This window comes from Prevotella sp. HMSC073D09 (assembly GCF_001814145.1).
Classification (GTDB): Bacteria; Bacteroidota; Bacteroidia; order Bacteroidales; family Bacteroidaceae; genus Prevotella; species Prevotella conceptionensis.
On sequence record NZ_KV815067.1, the window covers coordinates 21,475 to 43,042 of the forward strand.

General features: G+C 50.3%; 17 protein-coding genes and 4 tRNA genes. 18 read left to right on the top strand and 3 right to left on the bottom strand.

All coding sequences use genetic code 11. From position 1 onward, the window contains the following. Window positions 1–970: 970 nt before the first annotated feature. The 16 genes from rpsU (at window position 971) to rpoC (ending at window position 15,782) form a co-directional block, all read left to right on the top strand. Window positions 971–1,162 carry a 30S ribosomal protein S21 gene (rpsU, locus tag HMPREF2955_RS04490; protein WP_009231228.1) on the top strand — a complete coding sequence of 64 codons (192 nt, stop codon included), beginning with the start codon at window positions 971–973 and terminating at the stop codon, window positions 1,160–1,162. Window positions 1,163–1,241: 79 nt separating this feature from the next. Beyond that, complete coding sequence (gene xerC, locus HMPREF2955_RS04495; protein ID WP_070721393.1) at window positions 1,242–2,123, top strand: tyrosine recombinase XerC; 882 nt, start codon at window positions 1,242–1,244, stop codon at window positions 2,121–2,123. A gap of 26 nt (window positions 2,124–2,149) precedes the next feature. Further along, window positions 2,150–2,449 (top strand): ribosome hibernation-promoting factor, HPF/YfiA family, encoded by a 300-nt coding sequence (gene hpf, locus HMPREF2955_RS04500; RefSeq protein ID WP_019188752.1) that lies wholly within the window; start codon window positions 2,150–2,152, stop codon window positions 2,447–2,449. Between the two features lie 209 nt (window positions 2,450–2,658). Beyond that, window positions 2,659–2,741, top strand: a tRNA-Tyr gene (locus HMPREF2955_RS04505). A gap of 81 nt (window positions 2,742–2,822) precedes the next feature. After that, window positions 2,823–2,895 (top strand) — tRNA-Gly (locus tag HMPREF2955_RS04510). A gap of 9 nt (window positions 2,896–2,904) precedes the next feature. Continuing rightward, window positions 2,905–2,976: transfer RNA gene (locus HMPREF2955_RS04515), tRNA-Thr, on the top strand. A gap of 67 nt (window positions 2,977–3,043) precedes the next feature. Continuing rightward, entirely contained in the window at window positions 3,044–4,234 is a 1,191-nt protein-coding gene (tuf, locus tag HMPREF2955_RS04520) for an elongation factor Tu (RefSeq protein ID WP_009231226.1), read from the top strand. A gap of 71 nt (window positions 4,235–4,305) precedes the next feature. Next, a tRNA-Trp gene (locus HMPREF2955_RS04525) sits at window positions 4,306–4,378 on the top strand. Window positions 4,379–4,394: 16 nt separating this feature from the next. Continuing rightward, window positions 4,395–4,586, top strand: coding sequence for a preprotein translocase subunit SecE (secE, locus tag HMPREF2955_RS14990; protein ID WP_009231225.1), 192 nt, complete (start codon window positions 4,395–4,397; stop codon window positions 4,584–4,586). Window positions 4,587–4,600: 14 nt separating this feature from the next. Further along, window positions 4,601–5,146 carry a transcription termination/antitermination protein NusG gene (gene nusG / locus HMPREF2955_RS04530; RefSeq protein ID WP_009231224.1) on the top strand — a complete coding sequence of 182 codons (546 nt, stop codon included), beginning with the start codon at window positions 4,601–4,603 and terminating at the stop codon, window positions 5,144–5,146. A 57-nt stretch (window positions 5,147–5,203) separates the two neighbouring features. After that, the gene (gene rplK, locus HMPREF2955_RS04535) at window positions 5,204–5,644 is read left to right on the top strand and encodes a 50S ribosomal protein L11 (protein WP_009231223.1); all 441 of its coding nucleotides are present in this window, start codon (window positions 5,204–5,206) and stop codon (window positions 5,642–5,644) included. A 20-nt stretch (window positions 5,645–5,664) separates the two neighbouring features. After that, the gene (gene rplA, locus HMPREF2955_RS04540) at window positions 5,665–6,357 is read left to right on the top strand and encodes a 50S ribosomal protein L1 (RefSeq protein WP_009231222.1); all 693 of its coding nucleotides are present in this window, start codon (window positions 5,665–5,667) and stop codon (window positions 6,355–6,357) included. A gap of 18 nt (window positions 6,358–6,375) precedes the next feature. Next, on the top strand, window positions 6,376–6,894 hold the full coding sequence (gene rplJ / locus HMPREF2955_RS04545; protein WP_019188753.1) for a 50S ribosomal protein L10: 519 nt from the start codon (window positions 6,376–6,378) through the stop codon (window positions 6,892–6,894). Window positions 6,895–7,004: 110 nt separating this feature from the next. Then, a complete protein-coding gene (rplL, locus tag HMPREF2955_RS04550; protein ID WP_009231220.1) occupies window positions 7,005–7,385 on the top strand; it encodes a 50S ribosomal protein L7/L12 in 381 nt (126 codons plus the stop codon). 223 nt (window positions 7,386–7,608) lie between these two features. Continuing rightward, window positions 7,609–11,421, top strand: coding sequence for a DNA-directed RNA polymerase subunit beta (gene rpoB, locus HMPREF2955_RS04555; protein ID WP_070721395.1), 3,813 nt, complete (start codon window positions 7,609–7,611; stop codon window positions 11,419–11,421). 26 nt (window positions 11,422–11,447) lie between these two features. After that, a complete protein-coding gene (gene rpoC, locus HMPREF2955_RS04560) occupies window positions 11,448–15,782 on the top strand; it encodes a DNA-directed RNA polymerase subunit beta' (protein ID WP_070721396.1) in 4,335 nt (1,444 codons plus the stop codon). Between the two features lie 518 nt (window positions 15,783–16,300). Here the strand turns inward: rpoC and HMPREF2955_RS04565 are convergent. From HMPREF2955_RS04565 to HMPREF2955_RS04575, 3 genes are read right to left on the bottom strand one after another with little or no spacing between them, the layout of a single operon-like run. Next, entirely contained in the window at window positions 16,301–17,626 is a 1,326-nt protein-coding gene (locus tag HMPREF2955_RS04565; protein ID WP_070721398.1) for a porin family protein, read from the bottom strand. Further along, window positions 17,623–18,192: an RNA polymerase sigma factor gene (locus HMPREF2955_RS04570; RefSeq protein ID WP_070721400.1), complete on the bottom strand. Its 570-nt coding sequence runs from the start codon at window positions 18,190–18,192 to the stop codon at window positions 17,623–17,625. Before HMPREF2955_RS04570 ends, HMPREF2955_RS04565 begins: the two co-directional genes overlap by 4 nt. A 4-nt stretch (window positions 18,193–18,196) precedes the next feature. After that, a complete protein-coding gene (locus HMPREF2955_RS04575) occupies window positions 18,197–18,967 on the bottom strand; it encodes a NigD1/NigD2 family lipoprotein (protein WP_070721404.1) in 771 nt (256 codons plus the stop codon). Between the two features lie 463 nt (window positions 18,968–19,430). Between HMPREF2955_RS04575 and HMPREF2955_RS04585 the strand changes: the two genes are divergently transcribed. Continuing rightward, window positions 19,431–20,660, top strand: a complete 1,230-nt coding sequence (locus tag HMPREF2955_RS04585) for an anaerobic sulfatase-maturation protein (RefSeq protein WP_070721418.1) — start codon at window positions 19,431–19,433, stop codon at window positions 20,658–20,660. A 472-nt stretch (window positions 20,661–21,132) separates the two neighbouring features. Continuing rightward, window positions 21,133–21,336, top strand: coding sequence for a hypothetical protein (locus HMPREF2955_RS15685; RefSeq protein ID WP_139145477.1), 204 nt, complete (start codon window positions 21,133–21,135; stop codon window positions 21,334–21,336). The last annotated feature ends 232 nt before the right edge of the window (window positions 21,337–21,568 follow it).

The following is a 21,568-nucleotide window of genomic DNA, read 5'->3' on the forward strand; positions in this document are numbered from 1 at the left end:
AGAGGGGAGTGATATGCGTTGTTGGTTGACAAGGGCTCACCCCAGGAGATGCCAAGCGTGTGGCGGTTTGTTTGAAACGGGCATTAGTGTGGTGGCCGACCATATATATTATGGTAAGCGCGATGCACTTTGCTGTTACAGATAACACGTGTCTATTCGGTTTGGTTTGCCGGTCCTAAGCATTTCTTGGCTTTCTTCTGCCTGCTTAGTTCGCGCGTGGGCGAGTAAGTGGAGGGGAAGGGTTGGGGTAGGATAAGGCACACGCGGTGCGAAAGCGTACGCGGGGCAACTCCTTATATTATGTAGACGAGTGGGGTGGTTGCTATGCAGGGGCATTAAGCACCAATCGGATCATTATACCGCTTATCAGATGTTTGGCGTTGTTTCCATCGTCTCCTGTTTATCTTTCGTTTGTTTGTGGGCATCTTGTCTGCCTTGTTCTCTCTATGTAGTCCGCTGCGCCTTCAAGAATAAGACCGTCATTTGCTCGGCAAAACCCAAAATATGCACAGGCGTTAACGAACGTTTGGGGTTGAAGTGGCAAGGCCGAAAGTTGTGGCCACTACGAAATGCGTGGCTTATGGCCGAACAGAATTGCATTTGGAAAATAGTTGTTAGAAGAATGCAAGACGTGCGTTGCATGACATCAATAAACCCTTACGCAGAGGAAAAGGAGGACTTTTGTTTGCTTACGATGCTGTTATGGCTTTCCAAATCCAATCCTGTTTGGCTATAATTCCATAACGCCTTAACCCCCTTCGGCATGTTCCTCCATATCTTTAAGTGCTGCACTTAAAGTTGTTGGCATACAGCATAAAAGCCTATCAAACATGGATTTCGGGATGCGTGAGCGCAAAAAATGGCATAAAAACTTGGTCGTTAGGAAAATATGGTGTAATTTTGCATCGCAATTTGTAGACATTGCACCCAAACGAAGAATAAGTTAAACATTAAAAATAGAAAACAAGACATGATTATTGTACCCGTAAAAGATGGTGAAAACATCGAAAGAGCGCTTAAGAAGTTCAAGAGAAAATTCGAAAAGACTGGCGTAGTTAAAGAACTCCGCGCTCGTCAACAATACGACAAACCCTCTGTGCTGAAGCGTCTCAAGATGGAGCATGCCGTTTACGTGCAGAAGCTTCGCACGATGGAAGAATAATTTGTCGGTGAAAAATTTGGTGGTTTAAAGTTTAATGCGTAAATTCGTTGCCAGATACCTTTATCGGTCTGCAATGAGTATGACGACAGAACAATTTTTGAACTACCTGCAGTATGAGCTTAACCGCTCGGAGTTGACCATAGCCAGCTATGGCGACGACCTGCGCGCTTTCGAGGCGTTTTTCAAAAACAAGGATACTCAGCTCTCTTGGGAGGCGGTGGATGCCGACCTTATCCGCGACTGGATGGAGAGCATGATGGATAAAGGATGCAGTGCCACTACAATCCAAAGGCGGTTGAGTGCATTGCGTTCTTTTTATCGTTTTGGCCTGACGCGTGGCTATGTGCAGAAAAATCCCGCTCGGGGGGTGGTTGGGCCTAAGCGTAGCAGGCCGCTGCCGCAGTTTTTGCGCGAGGGCGAGATGGACCGATTGCTGGACGATGTGCCCGTGGGCGATGGCTATCGCGACTTGCTGGCCTATACCATCGTGCTGACGTTCTACTCTACGGGCATGCGCTTGGCCGAACTGGTGGGTCTCGATGACGACAGCATCGACTTCGGCGCACGCGTCATCAAAGTGCTGGGTAAGGGCAGCAAGCAGCGGCTGATACCTTTTGCCGACGAGTTGGAGGCGGCGCTGAAAGCCTACATTGCGCGGCGAGATGCCGAAGTGGCGCGTTGCGACAAGGCGTTTTTCGTTGACCAACGGGGCGAACGCGTTAAGCGCGGTGCGGTGCAGAACAGCGTTCGCGCCAGCCTGGCCAAGGTAACGTCGATGAAAAAGCGTTCGCCGCACGTGCTGCGGCACAGCTTTGCCACGGCCATGCTGAACAATGATGCAGGATTGGAGAGCGTAAAGAAACTGCTTGGGCACGAAAGCCTTTCGACAACCGAGATATATACGCACACCACATTCGAACAACTAAGAAAGATATACGACAAAGCCCATCCACGGGCCTAACCTTTTTAAATGATAGGAGATATATTATGGAGATCAAAATTCAAGCGATTCATTTCGACGCGACTGAACAGTTGCATGCGTTTATCGAGAAGAAAGTGTCTAAGCTGGAAAAGACTTACGAGCAGGTGCAGAAAGCCGACGTGTCGCTGAAGGTGGTGAAACCCGCCACGGCCATGAACAAGCAAGCCAGCATAACGGTGACGTTCCCCGGGAACACCGCTTTTGCCGAAAAAACTTGCGACACGTTTGAGGAAAGTGTTGACCAATGCGTAGACTCTTTAAAGGTTCAACTAACGAAAATTAAGGAAAAACAGCGCGAACGCTAAAAAAAACGCGGAAATATTTTGGTGAATAAAAAATAATATCTACCTTTGCAGCCGTCTTAGAACACGTGCTACATGCTTTGAAAGACGGCTGCAAGGTTTTGCCCTCTTGGGGCAGGGCAGGCAGGAGGCTTAACAGGCTAATGCAACAAAAGGTTTTTAGGGCATGCGCACCTACCTATATATATATAAGGTGTGCGAACGAAAAATAAGGGTGGTTACCAGAGTGGCCAAATGGGGCAGACTGTAAATCTGCTGTCTTTCGACTTCGGTGGTTCGAATCCATCACCACCCACTTTCAGTAGAAGTTTAGCGTTCTCGCGATGAACAATGCAACCGTTGTTTGTGTGATAGAGTGAGGCGAGAATGCCATCATGCGGAAATAGCTCAGTTGATAGAGCACTAGCCTTCCAAGCTGGGGGTCGCGGGTTTGAGCCCCGTTTTCCGCTCTAACCAATGCTGTAATAGCTCAGTGGTAGAGCACTTCCTTGGTAAGGAAGAGGTCCTGAGTTCAACTCTCAGTTACAGCTCTATCACGGTTCTTTTTTGCATTGGAAAACCATTTGATAAATCAATTAATAAATAAAAAGCAAAGCTATGGCTAAAGAAACATTTGTGCGCACCAAGCCGCATGTTAACATTGGTACTATTGGTCACGTAGACCACGGTAAGACCACCTTGACCGCTGCCATTTCTAAGGTTCTCCATGAGAAGGGCTTCGGTTCTGAAGACGTTAAGTCTTTCGACCAGATTGACAACGCTCCCGAAGAAAAAGAGCGTGGTATCACCATCAACACCGCTCACATTGAATACGAAACGGCTAAACGTCACTATGCTCACGTAGACTGTCCGGGTCACGCCGACTATGTGAAGAACATGGTAACAGGTGCTGCTCAGATGGACGGTGCCATCATCGTAGTTGCCGCTACCGATGGTCCTATGCCCCAAACTCGCGAACACGTGCTTCTCGCCCGTCAGGTAAACGTTCCTAAGTTGGTTGTGTTCCTGAACAAGTGCGACATGGTTGAAGACGAGGAAATGCTTGAGCTTGTTGAAATGGAAATGCGCGAGCTGCTCGACCAATACGAGTACGACGGCGACAATACGCCCATCATCCGCGGTTCTGCCCTTGGTGCATTGAACGGCGTAGACAAGTGGGTTGATTCGGTTATGCAACTGATGGATGCTGTTGACACTTGGATTCCCCTGCCTCCTCGTGAAGTGGATAAACCTTTCTTGATGCCTGTTGAGGACGTGTTCTCTATCACTGGCCGTGGTACGGTTGCTACTGGCCGTATCGAGACGGGTAAGGTAAAGGTTGGCGACGAAGTTGAGTTGCTCGGCCTTGGCGAAGACAAGAAGTGCGTAGTTACCGGTGTGGAAATGTTCCGCAAACTGCTCGAAGAGGGTGAAGCTGGCGACAACGTAGGTTTGTTGCTCCGTGGTATCGACAAGAACGAAATCAAGCGCGGTATGGTGCTTTGCCACCCCGGCCAGATTAAGCCTCACAAGAAGTTCAAGGCTTCTGTATACGTTCTGAAGAAGGAAGAAGGTGGCCGTCACACGCCATTCGGCAACAAGTATCGTCCTCAGTTCTATCTTCGTACGATGGACTGTACGGGTGAAATCACTCTTCCCGAAGGTGTAGAGATGGTAATGCCTGGCGACAACGTGGAAATCACCGTAGATCTTATCTACGCCGTTGCCCTGAACGTAGGTCTTCGTTTCGCCATCCGCGAAGGTGGCCGTACGGTAGGTGCCGGTCAGATTACCGAAATCATTGAATAATACGGTTGGCTTCGGCTAAGTATTAAACATACCAAGGGTTTCCGCAGCAAGCGGTTGCGGAGCCCTTACTTACGGGAATAGCTCAGTTGGTAGAGCATCGGTCTCCAAAACCGAGGGTCGTGGGTTCGAGTCCTCCTTCCCGTGCTAATAAGAAGATAATATGTTTAAGAAGATAGTAAACTACTGCAAGGCTTGTTACAACGAGCTGGCGCATAATACTACTTGGCCTACGCGTGCCGAACTTACCCACAGTGCAATGGTTGTATTATCTGCTTCCCTAGTCATTGCATTGGTGGTGTTCGCCATGGACAGCGCGTTTAAGTTCATCATGAGTGGGATATATCCGCATTAATTTGTTAAGGAACGATGGCAGAAACACAGAAAAATTGGTATGTGCTTCGTGCTGTTAGTGGAAAAGAGGCAAAGGTGAAGGAATACATCGAGGCCGAATTGAAACACAACACGATGCTTCAGTCGCATGTTTTTCAGGTATTGATACCGATGGAAAAACAGGCGTCTTTGCGTAATGGCAAACGCGTGGAGAAAGAGAAGATTAGTCTTCCCGGCTACGTGTTCGTCGAGGCGGACCTTAAAGGGGACGTTGCGCACACACTGAGGTTCATGCCTAATGTCTTAGGTTTTCTTGGCGGATTGGACAATCCCTCTCCCGTGCCGCAGGCAGACATCAACAGGATGCTCGGCGCCGCGGAGAACACGGAATTGGAGAACGACATCGACATCCCCTATTCTGTTGACGAAACGGTGAAGGTTACGGATGGGCCGTTCAGCGGTTTCATGGGTGTTATCGAAGAGGTGAACACCGAGAAACACAAGCTGAAGGTGATGGTCAAGATCTTTGGGCGCAAAACGCCTTTGGAGTTAGGTTTTATGCAAGTAGAAAAGGAAGGCTGATGCGCAGTTACGGGCGTGATGCTTTCAACAAAAATCAATTTTTAATATTAACAACAAATGGCTAAAGAAGTTGCTGGATTAATCAAGTTACAGATTAAAGGTGGCGCTGCCAACCCCTCTCCTCCCGTAGGCCCTGCATTGGGTTCGAAGGGAATCAACATCATGGGGTTCTGCAAGGAGTTCAATGCAAGGACTCAGGACAAGGCCGGTAAGGTAATTCCGGTTGTCATCACCTACTATACTGACAAGTCATTCAGCTTTGAGCTCAAGACGCCTCCCGCAGCTGTACAACTAAAAGAGGTTGCCAAGGTTAAGAGCGGCTCTGCTCAGCCAAACCGACAGAAGGTAGCTTCTGTCACCTGGGAGCAGATCAAAGTGATAGCTGAAGATAAGATGAAAGACTTGAACTGTTTTACGGTTGAGTCTGCCATGAAACTTATCGCAGGTACGGCTAGAAGTATGGGTATCACTGTAAATGGGGAGTTCCCTGGTAAATAATTAAAACTTCAATTAAGAAAATGAGTAAACTGACAAAAAAGCAAAAATCAGTAGCTGATAAGATTGAAGCAGGGAAAGCCTATACACTGAAAGAGGCTGCTGAGTTGGTGAAGGAAATCACCACGACTCAGTTTGACGCTTCTCTCGACATCGACGTGCGTTTGGGCGTAGACCCCCGCAAGGCCAACCAGATGGTTCGCGGCGTTTGTACGCTGCCCAACGGAACTGGTAAGACCGTGCGCGTTCTTGTTCTTTGTACGCCCGATGCAGAAGCTGCTGCCAAAGAAGCGGGTGCCGACTATGTTGGTCTTGACGAGTACATCGAAAAGATTAAGGGTGGTTGGACCGACATCGACGTTATCATCACCATGCCTTCGGTAATGGGTAAGGTAGGTAGCGTAGGCCGTATTCTCGGCCCTCGCGGACTGATGCCTAACCCCAAGAGCGGTACGGTAACGATGGACGTGGCCAAGGCAGTGAAAGACATCAAGTCGGGTAAAATAGATTTCAAAGTAGACAAGGCTGGCATTATCCATACCTCAATCGGAAAGGTTTCTTTCACTCCTGAGCAGATTTACCAAAACGCGAAGGAATTCGTGGCTACTGTAATCAAGCTCAAACCTGCCGCTGCTAAAGGTACGTATATCAAGAGTATCTTTATTTCAAGCACAATGAGTAAGGGTATCAAGATTGATCCGAAATCAGTTGAATAACTCTAAAAGTTTTGTAAAATGAAGAAAGAAGTAAAAGATACTATCATCGTAGAACTCGGTAAGAAGCTGAAGGAGTATCCTCATTTCTATCTTGTAGACCTCGCCGGGCTTAACGCCGAAGCGACGAACAAGTTGCGCGCAACTTGTTTCAAGAAGGAAATTAAGCTTTCTGTTGTGAAGAATACGCTTCTACACAAAGCTTTCGAGGCATCCGACATTGATTTCGAACCCCTTTACGGCACATTGAAAGGTACCACCGCAATCATGTTCACCACGGTTGCGAACGAACCTGCAAAATTGCTGAAAGACTATAAGAAGGAAGGAATTCCTGCTCTCAAGGCTGCATACGCAGAAGAAAGCTTCTATGTGGGAGCCGACAAACTGGACGAGCTGGTAGCTCTTAAGAGCAAGAACGAGGTTATCGCCGACATTGTGGCCTTGCTGCAATCGCCCGCGAAGAACGTCATTTCCGCTCTTCAATCAAGCGCAGGCACCATTCATGGTGTGCTCAAAACTTTGGGCGAGCGTGCTGAATAATTCGTTGAGTCTTCCTCTCGTGGCATAGACAAGAAGGTGTTCGTGAGGGAGTTCAATTAAAAGTCAATCAACAACACTTATATTAAAAACAATTAAAAATTTAGAATAAAATGGCAGATATCAAAGCTATCGCTGAAGAATTAGTAAATTTGACAGTAAAAGAAGTAAACGAGTTGGCAAATGTCCTCAAAGAGGAATATGGCATTGAACCCGCTGCTGCAGCTGTTGCTGTTGCTGCCGCTCCCGGTGCTGGTGCTGCTGCTGGTGGTGCTGAAGAGAAGTCGTCGTTCGACGTGGTTCTCGTTGAGGCTGGTGCAGCAAAACTTCAAGTAGTTAAGGCTGTTAAGGAAGCTTGCGGCCTAGGCTTGAAGGAAGCTAAGGACCTTGTAGACGGTGTTCCCTCTACTTTGAAGGAAGGCATGTCTAAGGACGAAGCTGAGAACCTGAAGAAGGCTATCGAAGAGGCCGGTGCTAAGGTTGAGCTGAAGTAAGACAACCCCCAACTCCGAAATACGGTTAGGATTTGCCCAGTAGGCGAGTCCTAACCTTTTTGTGTCTTATCACATTTAAGGACACATTCCCTTTTCCCACACAATATCTCATAGGCAGGCTATGCACCCTCTTCGCGGAGAGAAAAGAACAAGCAAAGCCCCCTCGCACCGATACGGATAACATATAGAATACGCCTATATCCATTATATAACATAATATTGAATGGCTTCAAAAATTGTTGATAACAGAGTAAATTTCGCCAGCGTTCACAATCCGATGCCCTATCCGGATTTCCTCGATGTGCAGTTAAAGTCTTTCAAAGACTTCTTACAGTTAGACACGCCCCCCGAGGAACGCAAGAACGACGGTTTGTATAAGGTTTTCGCAGAAAACTTCCCCATAACCGACACACGGAACAATTTCGTTCTTGAGTTCCTTGACTACTATATCGACCCGCCGCGTTACACCATCGACGAGTGTCTGGAACGCGGGCTTACGTATAGCGTGCCTTTGAAGGCTAAGATGAAGCTATACTGCACCGACCCCGACCACGAAGATTTCGGAACCTTTATCCAAGACGTTTTCTTGGGTACAATTCCCTATATGACCTCTAACGGTACCTTTGTTATCAACGGTGCCGAGCGCGTTGTGGTGTCGCAGCTGCACCGCTCGCCCGGCGTTTTCTTCGGACAGGGCGTGCATGCCAACGGAACGATGCTCTATTCGGCGCGTATCATCCCCTTCAAAGGTTCGTGGATTGAGTTCGCTACCGACATCAACAACGTGATGTATGCCTACATCGACCGTAAGAAAAAGTTGCCCGTAACCACGCTGCTGCGTGCCATCGGCTACGAAAACGACCGCGACATCCTGCAAATCTTCGACCTGGCCGAAGAGGTTAAGGTTAATAAGAAGAACATGAAGGAGGCTCTTGGCAAACGTCTTGCTGCTCGTGTGCTGAAAAGTTGGAACGAAGACTTTGTTGACGAAGATACGGGCGAAGTTGTATCTATCGAGCGCAACGAGGTGATTATGGAGCGCGAAACGGAGATAACGGAAGAAAACGTTGGCGAAATTCTCGACAGCGGCGTGTCTACTGTGCTGCTCCACAAGGATGCAGATGCCGCCAACAAGTTCTCCATCATCTTCAACACGTTGGCCAAAGACCCCAGCAACTCTGAAAAAGAGGCCGTGCTGTACATCTATCGTCAGCTCCGTAACGCCGATCCTGCCGACGATGCCAGTGCAAGGGAGGTGTTCCAAAACCTTTTCTTCTCGGACAAGCGATACGACTTGGGCGAAGTAGGACGCTACCGCATCAATAAAAAGCTGGGCTTGGACACGGATATGGATACGCGCGTGCTAACCAAAGACGATATTATCGAGATTATCAAGTATCTCATTCAGCTGGTTAACTCGAACGCTACCGTTGACGACATCGACCACTTGAGCAACCGTCGTGTACGTACCGTGGGCGAACAGCTGGCCAACCAATTCTCTATCGGATTGGCTCGTATGAGCCGTACCATTCGCGAACGCATGAACGTACGCGACAACGAGGTGTTCACACCCACCGACTTGATTAACGCCAAAACCATTTCTAGCGTCATCAACTCGTTCTTCGGCACCAACCCCCTCTCGCAATTCATGGACCAAACCAACCCCCTAGCCGAGGTTACGCACAAGCGCCGCCTTTCGGCACTCGGCCCGGGTGGTCTTTCTCGCGAGCGTGCAGGTTTCGAGGTGCGCGACGTTCACTACACGCACTATGGACGCCTTTGCCCCATCGAGAGCCCCGAAGGTCCTAACATCGGACTTATCTCCTCGCTCTGTGTGTATGCCAACATCAATGAACTGGGCTTTATCGAAACGCCATATCGCAAGGTTTCTAATGGTGTGGTAGACCTAAACAACAAGCACTTGGTGTATCTTACGGCCGAAGAGGAAGAAGACCACATCATCGGACAGGGCAACGCGCCGCTGAACGAAGACGGAACCTTTATCCGCGATGTGGTAAAGTGTCGCCAAGATGCCGACTTCCCCGTGGTGGAGCCCGCCGAGGTAGACCTCATGGACGTGTCGCCTCAGCAGATTGCATCGGTATCGGCAGGTCTTATTCCCTTCTTGGAGCACGACGACGGTCACCGCGCACTGATGGGATGTAACATGATGCGCCAAGCTGTGCCCTTGCTCCACAACGATGCCCCCATTGTAGGTACGGGCTTGGAGAAACAAGTTTGCGAAGACTCGCGTACCATGATTACGGCCGAAGGCGATGGCGTTATCGACTATGTAGATGCCACCACCATCCGTATTCTATACGATCGTACAGAGGATGAAGAGTATGTAAGTTTCGAACCTGCACTGAAAGAATACCGCGTACCCAAGTTCCGCCGTACAAACCAAAACATGACCATCGACCTTCGCCCCATCTGCGTGAAGGGACAACGTGTTAAGGCAGGCGACATCCTTACCGAAGGCTATGCCACCGAGAATGGCGAATTGGCCTTGGGTCGTAACCTTCTTGTGGCCTACATGCCGTGGAAGGGTTACAACTACGAAGATGCCATCGTGCTTTCTGAACGCTTGGTGCGCGACGACGTGCTCACTTCTGTTCACGTAGACGAGTATTCGCTCGACGTCCGCGAAACCAAACGTGGTGTGGAAGAGTTTACCAGCGACATCCCCAACGTGAGCGAAGAGGCCACCAAAGACCTTGACGACAACGGCGTGGTGCGCATTGGTGCGCGTATCGAACCAGGCGACATCCTCATCGGTAAGATTTCGCCAAAGGGAGAGAGCGACCCCTCGCCCGAAGAAAAACTCCTTCGTGCCATCTTCGGCGACAAGGCCGGCGACGTTAAAGACTCGTCGCTCAAAGCCAACCCCTCGCTCAGTGGCGTTGTTATCGACAAGAAATTGTTCTCGCGTGCCATTAAGACCCGCGACTCGAAGAAACAAGACAAGGTTATACTTGCCAAGATAGACGAAGAATACGAGGCTAAGAACGAAGACCTCAAAGACATCCTGGTAGACAAACTCCTCGAGCTCACCGAAGACAAGGTGTCGCAAGGCGTTAAAGACTACACGGGTGCAGAAATTATCAATAAGGGTAGCAAGTTCACGGCGGCTGCGCTCAAGAACTTGGAATACGATGGCATTCAGTCTAGCGACTGGACCGACGACGCCCACGTGAACGACTTGATACAAAAGCTCATCATGAACTACATCCGCAAATACAAACTGCTGGATGCCGAGCTTAAACGTCGCAAGTTCGCCATTACCATCGGCGACGAACTGCCTTCGGGCATTCTCCAAATGGCCAAGGTGTATGTTGCTAAGAAACGCAAGATTGGTGTGGGCGACAAATTGGCCGGACGACATGGTAACAAGGGTATCGTTTCGAAGGTGGTGCGTATGGAAGACATGCCGTTCCTCGAAGACGGACGCCCCGTCGACCTCGTGCTGAACCCCTTGGGTGTGCCTTCGCGTATGAACTTGGGACAGATTTTCGAGGCCATCCTCGGTGCTGCCGGTAAGAAATTGGGCGTGAAGTTCGCAACACCCATCTTTGATGGTGCCCAACTTGAAGACCTATCCGAGTGGACCGACAAGGCCGAACTGCCCCGTCTCTGCTCTACTTACCTCTACGATGGCGAAACGGGCGAGAAGTTCGACCAGCCTGCTACCGTGGGCGTAACCTACTTCTTGAAACTTGGCCACATGGTTGAAGACAAGATGCACGCCCGCTCCATCGGTCCATACTCGCTCATCACGCAGCAACCGCTTGGTGGTAAAGCGCAGTTTGGTGGACAGCGTTTTGGAGAAATGGAGGTTTGGGCCATCGAGGCCTTCGGTGCAAGTCACATCCTTCAAGAAATCCTCACCATCAAGTCCGACGACGTTGTTGGCCGTTCCAAGGCTTACGAGGCAATCGTCAAAGGCGAGCCGATGCCCACACCAGGCATCCCCGAGTCGCTCAACGTGCTGCTGCACGAGCTTCGCGGTCTGGGATTGAGCATCAAGATGGATTAATTCACACCCTTAATTGAAAAAGTAAAATGGCTTTTAAGAAAGATACAAAGGTAAAGAACAATTTCACGAAGATTACCATCGGATTGGCTTCGCCCGAAGAAATCTTGGAAAATTCGTATGGTGAGGTTACCAAACCCGAAACCATTAACTACCGTACATACAAGCCCGAGCGCGATGGTCTTTTCTGCGAACGCATTTTCGGTCCTACTAAGGATTACGAATGTGCCTGCGGAAAGTACAAGCGCATACGCTATAAGGGCATCGTCTGCGACCGTTGCGGCGTTGAAGTAACCGAGAAAAAGGTGCGCCGCGAACGTTCGGGACATATCGAACTCGTGGTACCCGTGGCTCACATCTGGTACTTCCGTTCACTTCCCAACAAAATTGGCTACCTCTTGGGCTTGCCCACAAAGAAACTCGATACCGTGGTGTACTACGAAAAGTACATCGTTATCAAGCCTGGTGTGCTAGAAGGCCGCAAGGATAGCGAAGGCGAAGACCTTAACGGCTCGCACCAAATGGACTTGCTTTCAGAAGACGAGTACCTCAACATTCTCGAAACGCAGGTAGACCCCAACAACGAGTTCCTCGACGATTCCGACCCCAACAAGTTCATTGCTAAGATGGGTGCCGAGGCCGTGTACGACCTCTTGGCAGGCCTAGACCTCGACGCATTGTCTTACGAACTGCGCGACCGCGCCAATAACGACTCCAGCCAACAACGTAAAACCGAGGCTCTGAAACGCTTGCAGGTGGTAGAAGCTTTCCGTTCTAGCACCGAAATCAACCGCCCAGAGTGGATGATTCTCAAAATTATCCCCGTTATCCCGCCTGAATTGCGCCCGCTCGTGCCGCTGGATGGTGGCCGTTTCGCCACCTCCGACCTCAACGACCTCTATCGCCGCGTTATCATTCGTAACAACCGCCTGAAACGTTTGGTTGAGATTAAGGCTCCCGAGGTGATCCTCCGCAACGAAAAGCGTATGTTGCAAGAGGCCGTAGACAGCCTTTTCGACAACTCGCGTAAGAGTTCGGCCGTGAAAAGCGAAAGCAACAGACCCCTCAAATCGCTTTCCGATTCGCTCAAAGGTAAGGCTGGACGTTTCCGCCAAAACCTCTTGGGTAAGCGTGTAGACTACTCCGCACGTTCGGTTATCGTCGTTGGTCCCGAATTGAAGATGGGCGAATGCGGTCTGCCCAAGCTTATGGCTGCCGAACTTTACAAGCCGTTCATCATCCGCAAGCTCATCGAGCGCGGCATCGTTAAGACGGTAAAGAGTGCCAAGAAGATTGTAGACCGCCGCGAACCCGTTATCTGGGACATCCTAGAAAACGTAATGAAAGGCCACCCCGTGCTGCTCAACCGTGCGCCTACGCTCCACCGTTTGGGTATTCAGGCCTTCCAACCCAAGCTTATCGAGGGTAAGGCCATTCAGCTACACCCCTTGGCTTGTACAGCGTTCAACGCCGACTTCGACGGCGACCAGATGGCCGTTCACCTGCCATTGAGCAACGAGGCCATTCTCGAGGCACAAGTGCTGATGCTGCAAAGCCACAACATCCTTAACCCTGCCAACGGTGCGCCTATCACCGTGCCTTCGCAAGACATGGTGCTTGGACTATACTACATCACCAAGATACGCCCAGGTGCAAAGGGTTCTGGACTTACTTTCTACGGACCCGAAGAGGCTATCATCGCCCATAACGAAGGCCGCTGCGACTTGCACGCGCCCGTTAAGGTAGTTGTAACCGACCTCGTTGACGGTAAACTGCAACCCCGCATGGTTGAAACCTCTGTGGGACGCGTTATCGTAAACGGCATCATCCCCGACGAGGTGGGCTATTTCAACGAAATTATCTCGAAGAAAACCCTGCGTGGCATCATCGCCGACGTTATTAAGAGTGTGGGTATGGCTCGCGCTTGCGAATTTCTCGATGGTATCAAGAACTTGGGTTACCGCATGGCATACGTTGCCGGACTGTCGTTCAACCTCGACGACATCATCATTCCTAAAGAGAAAGAAGAGATTGTTGAGCGCGGTCACGAGGAAGTACGCCAAATTACCGAGAACTACAACATGGGTTTCATTACCGACACCGAACGCTATAACCAGGTAATCGACACGTGGACACACGTAAACAACGACTTGGGTAATGTGCTGATGAAAGAGATGACCGAGGCCGACCAAGGCTTTAACGCCGTGTTCATGATGCTTGACTCGGGTGCCCGTGGTTCGAAAGACCAGATTAAGCAGCTCTCGGGTATGCGTGGTCTGATGGCCAAGCCGCAAAAGGCTGGTGCCGAAGGACAACAGATTATCGAAAACCCCATCCTCTCTAACTTCAAAGAGGGTATGTCGGTGTTGGAATACTTCATTTCTTCGCACGGTGCCCGTAAGGGTCTTGCCGACACGGCTATGAAAACGGCCGACGCCGGATACCTCACACGCCGTTTGGTTGACGTGTCGCACGATGTGATTATCAACGAGGAAGACTGCGGAACGTTGCGCGGACTTGTTTGCACCGCCCTTAAAAACGGCGATGAGATTATATCTACGCTTTACGAGCGCATCCTCGGTCGCGTTTCTGTACACGACATCATCCATCCCACAACGGGCGAACTGATCATCTCGGCTGGTGAAGAAATTACCGAACCCATTGCGCGCATCATCAACGATTCGCCCATCGAGAGTGTTGAAATACGCTCGGTGCTAACTTGCGAAAGCAAGCATGGCGTCTGCATGAAGTGCTACGGCCGCAACTTGGCCACAAGCCGAATGGTACAAATGGGCGAGGCTGTGGGCGTTATCGCTGCCCAAGCCATTGGCGAGCCGGGTACGCAGCTAACCCTTCGTACGTTCCACGCGGGTGGTGTGGCTGGTAACGCAGCCGCCAACGCCTCTATCGTGGCAAAGAACGACTCGCGTATCGAGTTCGACGAGTTGCGCACCGTGCCTTTCGTAGAAGATGGCGAAGACGGCGAACGCAACTGTGAGATGGTGGTTAGCCGTTTGGCCGAAATCCGTTTCGTCGACCCCAACACCTCCATCGTCCTCTCTACGCTTAACGTTCCTTACGGTGCATCGCTCTACAACAAGCACGGCGACGTGGTTAAGAAAGGTACGCTCATTGCCAGATGGGACCCCTTCAATGCCGTTATCGTTTCCGAATATGCTGGTACGTTGAAGTTCCACGATGTGGTGGAAGGCGTTACTTTCCGTGCAGAAACTGATGAGACCACAGGACTTACCGAAAAGATTATCACCGACGCCAAAGACCGTTCGAAGGTGCCTACTTGCGACATCGTGGCAGCCAATGGCGACGTGTTGGGTACGTACAACTTCCCCGTGGGTGGCCACGTGGTAGTTGAAGATGGGGCAAAGGTTAAAACGGGTACAACCCTCGTTAAGATTCCTCGTGCCGTGGGTGGTGCAGGCGACATTACGGGTGGTTTGCCACGTGTAACCGAGCTATTCGAGGCACGCAACCCCTCAAACCCTGCCGTTGTTTCCGAAATTGATGGCGAGGTTACCATGGGTAAGGTTAAGCGTGGTAATCGCGAAATCATCGTTACTTCCAAGACGGGCGACCAAAAGAAGTATCTCGTCAGCCTTTCTAAGCAAATCCTAGTGCAAGAACACGATGCCGTTCGTGCTGGTACGCCGCTTTCCGACGGTGTTATTACGCCCAACGACATCCTTGCCATCAAGGGTCCCACGGCTGTACAAGAGTATATCGTTAACGAGGTGCAAGACGTTTACCGCCTGCAAGGTGTGAAAATCAACGACAAGCACTTCGAGATTATCGTGCGCCAGATGATGCGCAAGGTGCAAATCAACGACCCAGGCGACACCACTTTCCTAGAACAAGAATTGGTAGACAAGCTCGACTTCTCGGAAGAGAACGACCGCATCTGGGGCAAGAAGGTGGTAACCGATGCTGGCGACAGCGAAACCATGCGCGCCGGTCAAATCGTTACGGCTCGCCGTCTGCGCGACGAGAACTCTTCGCTCAAGCGTCGCGACCTCCGTCCCGTGCAAGTTCGCGATGCCGTGCCTGCCACTTCAACGCAGATATTGCAAGGTATCACCCGTGCAGCTCTGCAAACGAAGAGTTTCATGAGTGCCGCATCGTTCCAGGAAACCACCAAAGTGCTGAACGAAGCCGCCATCCGTGGAAAGGTAGACCGCCTCGAAGGAATGAAAGAAAACGTTATCTGCGGACACCTCGTACCTGCCGGAACGGGTCTTCGTCAGTGGGAACGCATCATCGTCGGCTCAAAAGAAGAGTACGACCGCATGCAGGCCAACCGCAAGAACGTTATCGACTATTCTGATAAAGAAACGGCAACGCAAGAGTAAGGGCGCGTATATCACCGCCCCATCTCCGCCTTTCAAGGCGAATATATAATTAAAGGCCATCGGCAGCAATGCCGATGGCCTTTAATCAATACGTACATCAACCAACATAGACTTACTTGTCGTGTTCGTTTACTAGGAATACGGCCTCAGTATCTTAATGGGAGGGCCAGTTACGAAGCTCCGAAACGAAATGCGGAAGGCCGCATCCCAACCTAGTGGAATACGGCCTTACTCCTAACAAGCAGCGTGTTATCCTAACAATCAGCATACCTATTTTCTTTCAAATGAGTAAAAGTATCTGCAAAAAACCACCGAAGTACAGGTCTGCCATACACGGCCCTGTTGGGTTGTGGCTAATGGCCTACTGCCTTCTTTTCCATTAACAACATTATCTTATCCTTATTTTGTCAGTTCTTTCGGGTTTCCAAACGGCATATCCGGCCAACGTGTTCAGTAGGCAAACAGCCTTTTGGTAAGCCCCTTTGTCTGTGTTCAGCCCGCAAGGGTCTTATGCTTGGTTACTTGTTTACGCAGAAACGCAAGCCCACATTGAGGTTAAAGTTTGTGGGACGCTCCTTATATATAGAGGAGAGTTCGCTGCCGTTGTCGAAATAGTGGCTTATGCCGGGCTCTGCAAAAACGCTTAGCCGGTCGTCTATCTTGTATTCGGCGCCGATGGCAGCATTTACCGAGAACTGGGCGCGGTTCTCCTTAACGGATTCCGTTTGAACATCGTCGGGCATGTCCTCGTTTTGCGTAACCGTTTTGCGCTTGCCTTTCAGCAGTTTCTCGCCCGTAACGCCAGCCGCCGCATACACGTTGAAACGGCGATTGCCCACAATGCGATAGTTCACGTTCAGCGGCACGCCCAGATAATGCAGCGTTTGTTGCGTTTCGTTCACAACGTTGCCCATCTTACGCGTTATGTCCGACCGGTGGCGCGCATAGGTTAGGCCTGCATCTATGCTCCAACGGTTGTTCAGCGCATAGCGCACGGCCGCACCCACCCTAAGCGGTTGCCGATGGTGGGCCTTTGTTTCCACAGCTGGCGATGTGTCCTCAAGCCGCACATACTCCCCGTTGCGTATCTCCTCATCGAAAGGTGCGCCATAGGTGTGCGCCGTAGCCAACATGGGGCGTTGCATCTGGCTGTTGTTTGCGCCCATAGCTCCGCCAGAAACGTATGCCTTGGCCATCCATGCACCGCCTGCCCTAGTGGGCTTTGCCGTGTTTCGTGGAAGTTTGGCAGGCAAGCTCTCGGTTCTATTGGGTTGTGTCCTCGTGGTTTGTTGCCCCAGTGGGGCCTTGTCAGTACTGTTTTTGGAGGTGTAGTCTGTTATTGACTGTTGGGTGTCGGTCGTGGTTTCGATGTTGGCTTGCGGTTGGCTTGCCTTTTGTTGGTTGTTTGCAGGCACCGCAGCGTATAGGTTTGTCTCTTGGTTTACGATGTTCCTGTTGTCGTTTGCGTAGTAGTATTGCGTGTTGTCGCTGCCGGCGGTGTTGGCAGTGCGTGTTCCTTTTTCTGCGTTGATGTTGTGTGCAACGGCGTTTGTGCCATTGTCTGCGGGTTTCGTGGTATTGTGTTGGGGTGCATAATGGCGTTCAAGGTTGGCCACTTGTTGCGCGTTTTGCCCATCGTTGAGCAGCAACAGCGTAGCGGCCACACCGCATAAGAATATCACCATTGCGGCGGCAGTCATGGCGCGACGCCCCCAAGCGGCAACCTTGGCCGACTTTTCTGCCGCGGCGGCGCGGCGTTCCACCTCGTCCCACGACAACAGTGGAGCTGCTTGGCGGTGTCCGTCAAGTTTCTCTCGCATGTTCGTTCTCCATTGTTCGTTCATTGTGCAAGGTTGGTTTTGTTATATTGTTCTATCTTTTTGGCCAGCATGTTCTTTGCGCGATGCAATTGCGAGGCCGAACTATCTCTCTTTATTCCTAGTAGTTGGGCTATTTCTTGGTGGCTCTTGTTTTCGAAAACGTAGAGGTTGAACACCGTTCGATAGCCCGTTGGCAGTTCTCTCACCATTTGGTGGATAACTTCGGGCGGTATATGGTCTATGGGTGGGTCGTCTTTTTCCGGTTCGTCGGGCAGGTCTATGTCGAGCGACACGATGGCCGCCGTGCGTTTTCGCTTGATGAACGACAGCGATTGGTTAACCACGATGCGCGTTGCCCAGGCTTGCAGCGAGCCAGGTCCGCGATAGTCGAACTGGCCGATGCCGGTGAGCATCTTCACCATGCTGTCTTGCAGCACGTCTTTTAGGTCGTCGTCGTTGTCGACATACCTGGCGCACACGCTGGCAAGATAGTCAGCATAAAGGGTGTAGAAGTCTTGCATGGCGGATTTGTCGCCGCCATGCAATCGCTTAACGATTATCTTTTCTTTGTCTCCGATGAAAAACCGCACGTCCCTAGTTTACGCTTGTAATCTGTACTGGGGCGGTAAGAATGGCCATCTTTCCTCTGGGCGTGCCGTTGTTCTTACGTGTTGCGTACTTAAATTTCGCCATTTTCTTTCCCGAGAACGACTCCCATTCCACCGTTAGCCACACATATTTCTTCCCCGTGTCGGGCAGTCCGGCCAAGCGGAACGCAATAAGCCCGTCGCCCATTCGCCCGAAAAGGTCGTTGTATGCGTTGTGATAGAGCGTCACTTTATAAGGATTGTCCTTCGTAGGCGTTGCCACCAGGTTCAGCATGTGCTTAGCGCCTTTGCTCCATCTTGTTCTAAATCTCAGCGTAAGGTATCCGTCTTCGGCAATGCTCACCCAGTCGTTCACAATTTCCAGCGGGTCGTTGCCGTAGGTTTTCACATTGTTGTCGCCCATGTTCTTGGCCACCGGTTTGGTGCGGATGCTGTCCAGCCAGTTAATGTTCACGTAAGTTCTTTCGTCCACGCGCCCATCTTCTTTTTTAGCCGCAGGACCTGCCACTACGTTATAGTTCACCAGTGCCCGCACTTCCTTCGACCCGTAGGGCGAAGTCTTCATTTTGGTGGGTATTAGTTGCGTAGAATCGTCGAGCTGCAACACGAACGAGTTGTCCAAAGCCTTGGGCTTCACTGTTACCAAAGCCGTGGGATACGATTGCATATCCTCTTCCTTGTCGTTTTGGCAAGCAACGAATGTGAATACGGCGACAACGGCACCCACACCAGCAAGCCATGAATGTAACTGCTTCATAATCCGTCTGTTTTTTGTTTGATGTTTGCCTTTTAAACTGCAATTATATGAAAACTTGCGTGATGTTGGCCTATTTTTATCTAAAAGAATGTTAACTGCCGAGGCGTGGGCTGCAAAGGTTGGGCAGAGCAATGGGTGGTGCATAGGCCTATGCCTGGTGCATAAGTGGGTTGCGGAGCTTTGTAAACGCCCCCGGCAGCGGCATCTCCATGCGGCTGTTGGCACATAAAACAACTGGCTACGCACAACCTGCATGCCTTTGTTGCGGGCGTTTCTAACCTGCCCTTTCCTTTGCTTGGCACATGTTTCATGTTGTATTGGCGCATCGCATGGCTGTTTTGGTGTTTTTCAGAAATATTTTGTTTACCTTTGAAGGTAAGTTCCTGCGATGTCCTTCAAGGGCGATTGTGCCACGATGGGATGTTTGCAGAACACGCTAAAACATCAATTCCATAAGTTAGCTATGGCAACAATCAATCCGTTCGGCCACCCGATGTACATCATGTTAAAGCCGGCAGGTTCGCTTTGCAACCTTCGTTGCGAGTATTGTTATTATCTCGAAAAGCAACAGCTATATGCCAATTGCCCCACCCATATCATCTCCGACCAAATGCTGGAGAAGTTTGTCCGCGAGTACATGGAGGCGCAAACCACGCCCGAAGTGCTCTTTACATGGCATGGCGGCGAAACATTGATGCGCCCCATATCCTTTTATAAGCGTGCATTGCAGTTGCAACGTGCCTACGCTCGCGGTAGGCAGGTGGACAATTGCATACAAACCAACGGCACGTTGCTTAACGACGAGTGGTGCAAATTTTTTAAGGAGAACAACTTCTTAGTGGGCGTTTCCATCGACGGACCGCAAGAGTTTCACGACGAATATCGCAAGACGGCATCGGGCAAACCCTCGTTTCATAAGGTTATGCAGGGCATAAGGCTACTTAACAAGCATGGGGTGGAGTGGAACGCACTGGCCGTTGTGAACGATTTCAATGCCGATTATCCCCTGGATTTTTACCATTTCTTTAAGGAGATAAAGTGCCGTTACATCCAGTTTACACCCATTGTGGAGCGTATTGTTACGCGCGACGATGGGCTAAGGCTCGCCCCTGGCATGTGCGAAGGCGGCAAGTTGGCCCCCTTTTCGGTAACGCCCGAACAGTGGGGCAACTTTCTTTGCACCATCTTCGACGAGTGGGTGCGCAACGATGTTGGCCAATATTACGTGCAATTGTTCGATGCCACGCTGGCCAATTGGGTGGGTGTGGCTCCTGGTTTATGTACGATGGCGGCCGAATGTGGCCATGCAGGCGTGATGGAATTTAACGGCGACGTGTATGCTTGCGACCATTTTGTGTACCCAGAGTATAAGCTCGGCAATCTGAAAGACAAGACCATCTACGAGATGATGACCTCGCCACGGCAGAAAGAGTTTGCCAAATTGAAGAACGCCCTTTTGCCCCAGCAGTGTAAAGAGTGCCGTTTCCGCTTTGCCTGTCATGGCGAATGTCCCAAAAATCGTTTTGTTCGCGACCGCTATAACGAACCCGGACTTAACTACCTTTGCAAGGGTTATTACCAATTTTTTGAGCATGCCGCCCCTTATTTCGAGTTTATGAAACGCGAGTTGCAGGCGCAACGCCCACCGGCAAACATCATGGAAAGACTAAAAAGAGCCGACAGGTCAGACTAGTCTGACAGGTCTGATTAGTCTGACTAGTCCGACTGGCCTGACCAGTCCGACAGGCCTGTCAGCTCTTTCCAACTTTTCTGTCAAACTGTTCGTTTTTAGGACGTTACAGTTTCTTAACACGCAAAAACAGTTCACATCCTTGCTCTTCTCGGCAGAAATACTTACCTTTGTCGCATCAGCTAAATAGAAGGATAGCCGAAAGAAATTTGAAGGATAATGAACAGATTAGAGACGCATACTAACCCACTACGTCTTTTCTTATTTGTAGGTAAAGATGAAGGCGTGATGCAGAGAAACGAAATGCTTTTCTGTAAAGGGAGGATGGGCGACAAAACGAATCATTTCTTATCTTTCGGTCGGATGCAGCCCACCTCGTGTACAAAGGGGACGAAGGATTTAGCTGTTCCAAACAATTCGTCGCCCTGTTATTGCCACATCGCAGCTTATTTAAACAACGTTTTCGTTAAGCCAAATGAACAATGTAGAGCTTGATCAAACATTGTCATGGCGAGAAAACGCACTTTTAGAGGAACGCAAAAGAACGTTTTCGTTAAGCCAAATAAACAATGTAGAGCTTGCTCGAACATTGTCATGGCGAGAAAACGCACTTTTAGAGGAACGAAAAACAACATATTTCTTTTTGGACGTGCGCGCGACCAGCCGCTCCCTCTCGTGAGGCCAAAGCAGAGCCTGGCTTTCATGCCCTTCTTGGCATGGTAGCCGGCCAATGCCATGTTGCGGACAGCAAAATGGGAACAAAGTACAACATGGGGCACTCCAAACACGAACACTCTCGTTAAACCAAATGCGCAATGCCGAACCTACTTGGGCATTGATATGACAAGATACCGTTATTCTCGGAGAACGAGAAGCGAAAAAGAACGTTTTCGTTAAGCCAAATGAACAAT

What these genes read in the sequence shown, in the direction of transcription:
- rpsU (WP_009231228.1), top strand. Translation starts at nt 971, where the DNA reads ATGATTATTGTACCCGTAAAAGATGGTGAAAACATCGAAAGAGCGCTT.
- xerC (WP_070721393.1), top strand. Translation starts at nt 1,242, where the DNA reads ATGACGACAGAACAATTTTTGAACTACCTGCAGTATGAGCTTAACCGC.
- hpf (WP_019188752.1), top strand. Translation starts at nt 2,150, where the DNA reads ATGGAGATCAAAATTCAAGCGATTCATTTCGACGCGACTGAACAGTTG.
- tuf (WP_009231226.1), top strand. Translation starts at nt 3,044, where the DNA reads ATGGCTAAAGAAACATTTGTGCGCACCAAGCCGCATGTTAACATTGGT.
- secE (WP_009231225.1), top strand. Translation starts at nt 4,395, where the DNA reads ATGTTTAAGAAGATAGTAAACTACTGCAAGGCTTGTTACAACGAGCTG.
- nusG (WP_009231224.1), top strand. Translation starts at nt 4,601, where the DNA reads ATGGCAGAAACACAGAAAAATTGGTATGTGCTTCGTGCTGTTAGTGGA.
- rplK (WP_009231223.1), top strand. Translation starts at nt 5,204, where the DNA reads ATGGCTAAAGAAGTTGCTGGATTAATCAAGTTACAGATTAAAGGTGGC.
- rplA (WP_009231222.1), top strand. Translation starts at nt 5,665, where the DNA reads ATGAGTAAACTGACAAAAAAGCAAAAATCAGTAGCTGATAAGATTGAA.
- rplJ (WP_019188753.1), top strand. Translation starts at nt 6,376, where the DNA reads ATGAAGAAAGAAGTAAAAGATACTATCATCGTAGAACTCGGTAAGAAG.
- rplL (WP_009231220.1), top strand. Translation starts at nt 7,005, where the DNA reads ATGGCAGATATCAAAGCTATCGCTGAAGAATTAGTAAATTTGACAGTA.
- rpoB (WP_070721395.1), top strand. Translation starts at nt 7,609, where the DNA reads ATGGCTTCAAAAATTGTTGATAACAGAGTAAATTTCGCCAGCGTTCAC.
- rpoC (WP_070721396.1), top strand. Translation starts at nt 11,448, where the DNA reads ATGGCTTTTAAGAAAGATACAAAGGTAAAGAACAATTTCACGAAGATT.
- HMPREF2955_RS04565 (WP_070721398.1), bottom strand. Translation starts at nt 17,626, where the DNA reads ATGAACGAACAATGGAGAACGAACATGCGAGAGAAACTTGACGGACAC.
- HMPREF2955_RS04575 (WP_070721404.1), bottom strand. Translation starts at nt 18,967, where the DNA reads ATGAAGCAGTTACATTCATGGCTTGCTGGTGTGGGTGCCGTTGTCGCC.
- HMPREF2955_RS04585 (WP_070721418.1), top strand. Translation starts at nt 19,431, where the DNA reads ATGGCAACAATCAATCCGTTCGGCCACCCGATGTACATCATGTTAAAG.
- HMPREF2955_RS15685 (WP_139145477.1), top strand. Translation starts at nt 21,133, where the DNA reads ATGAACAATGTAGAGCTTGATCAAACATTGTCATGGCGAGAAAACGCA.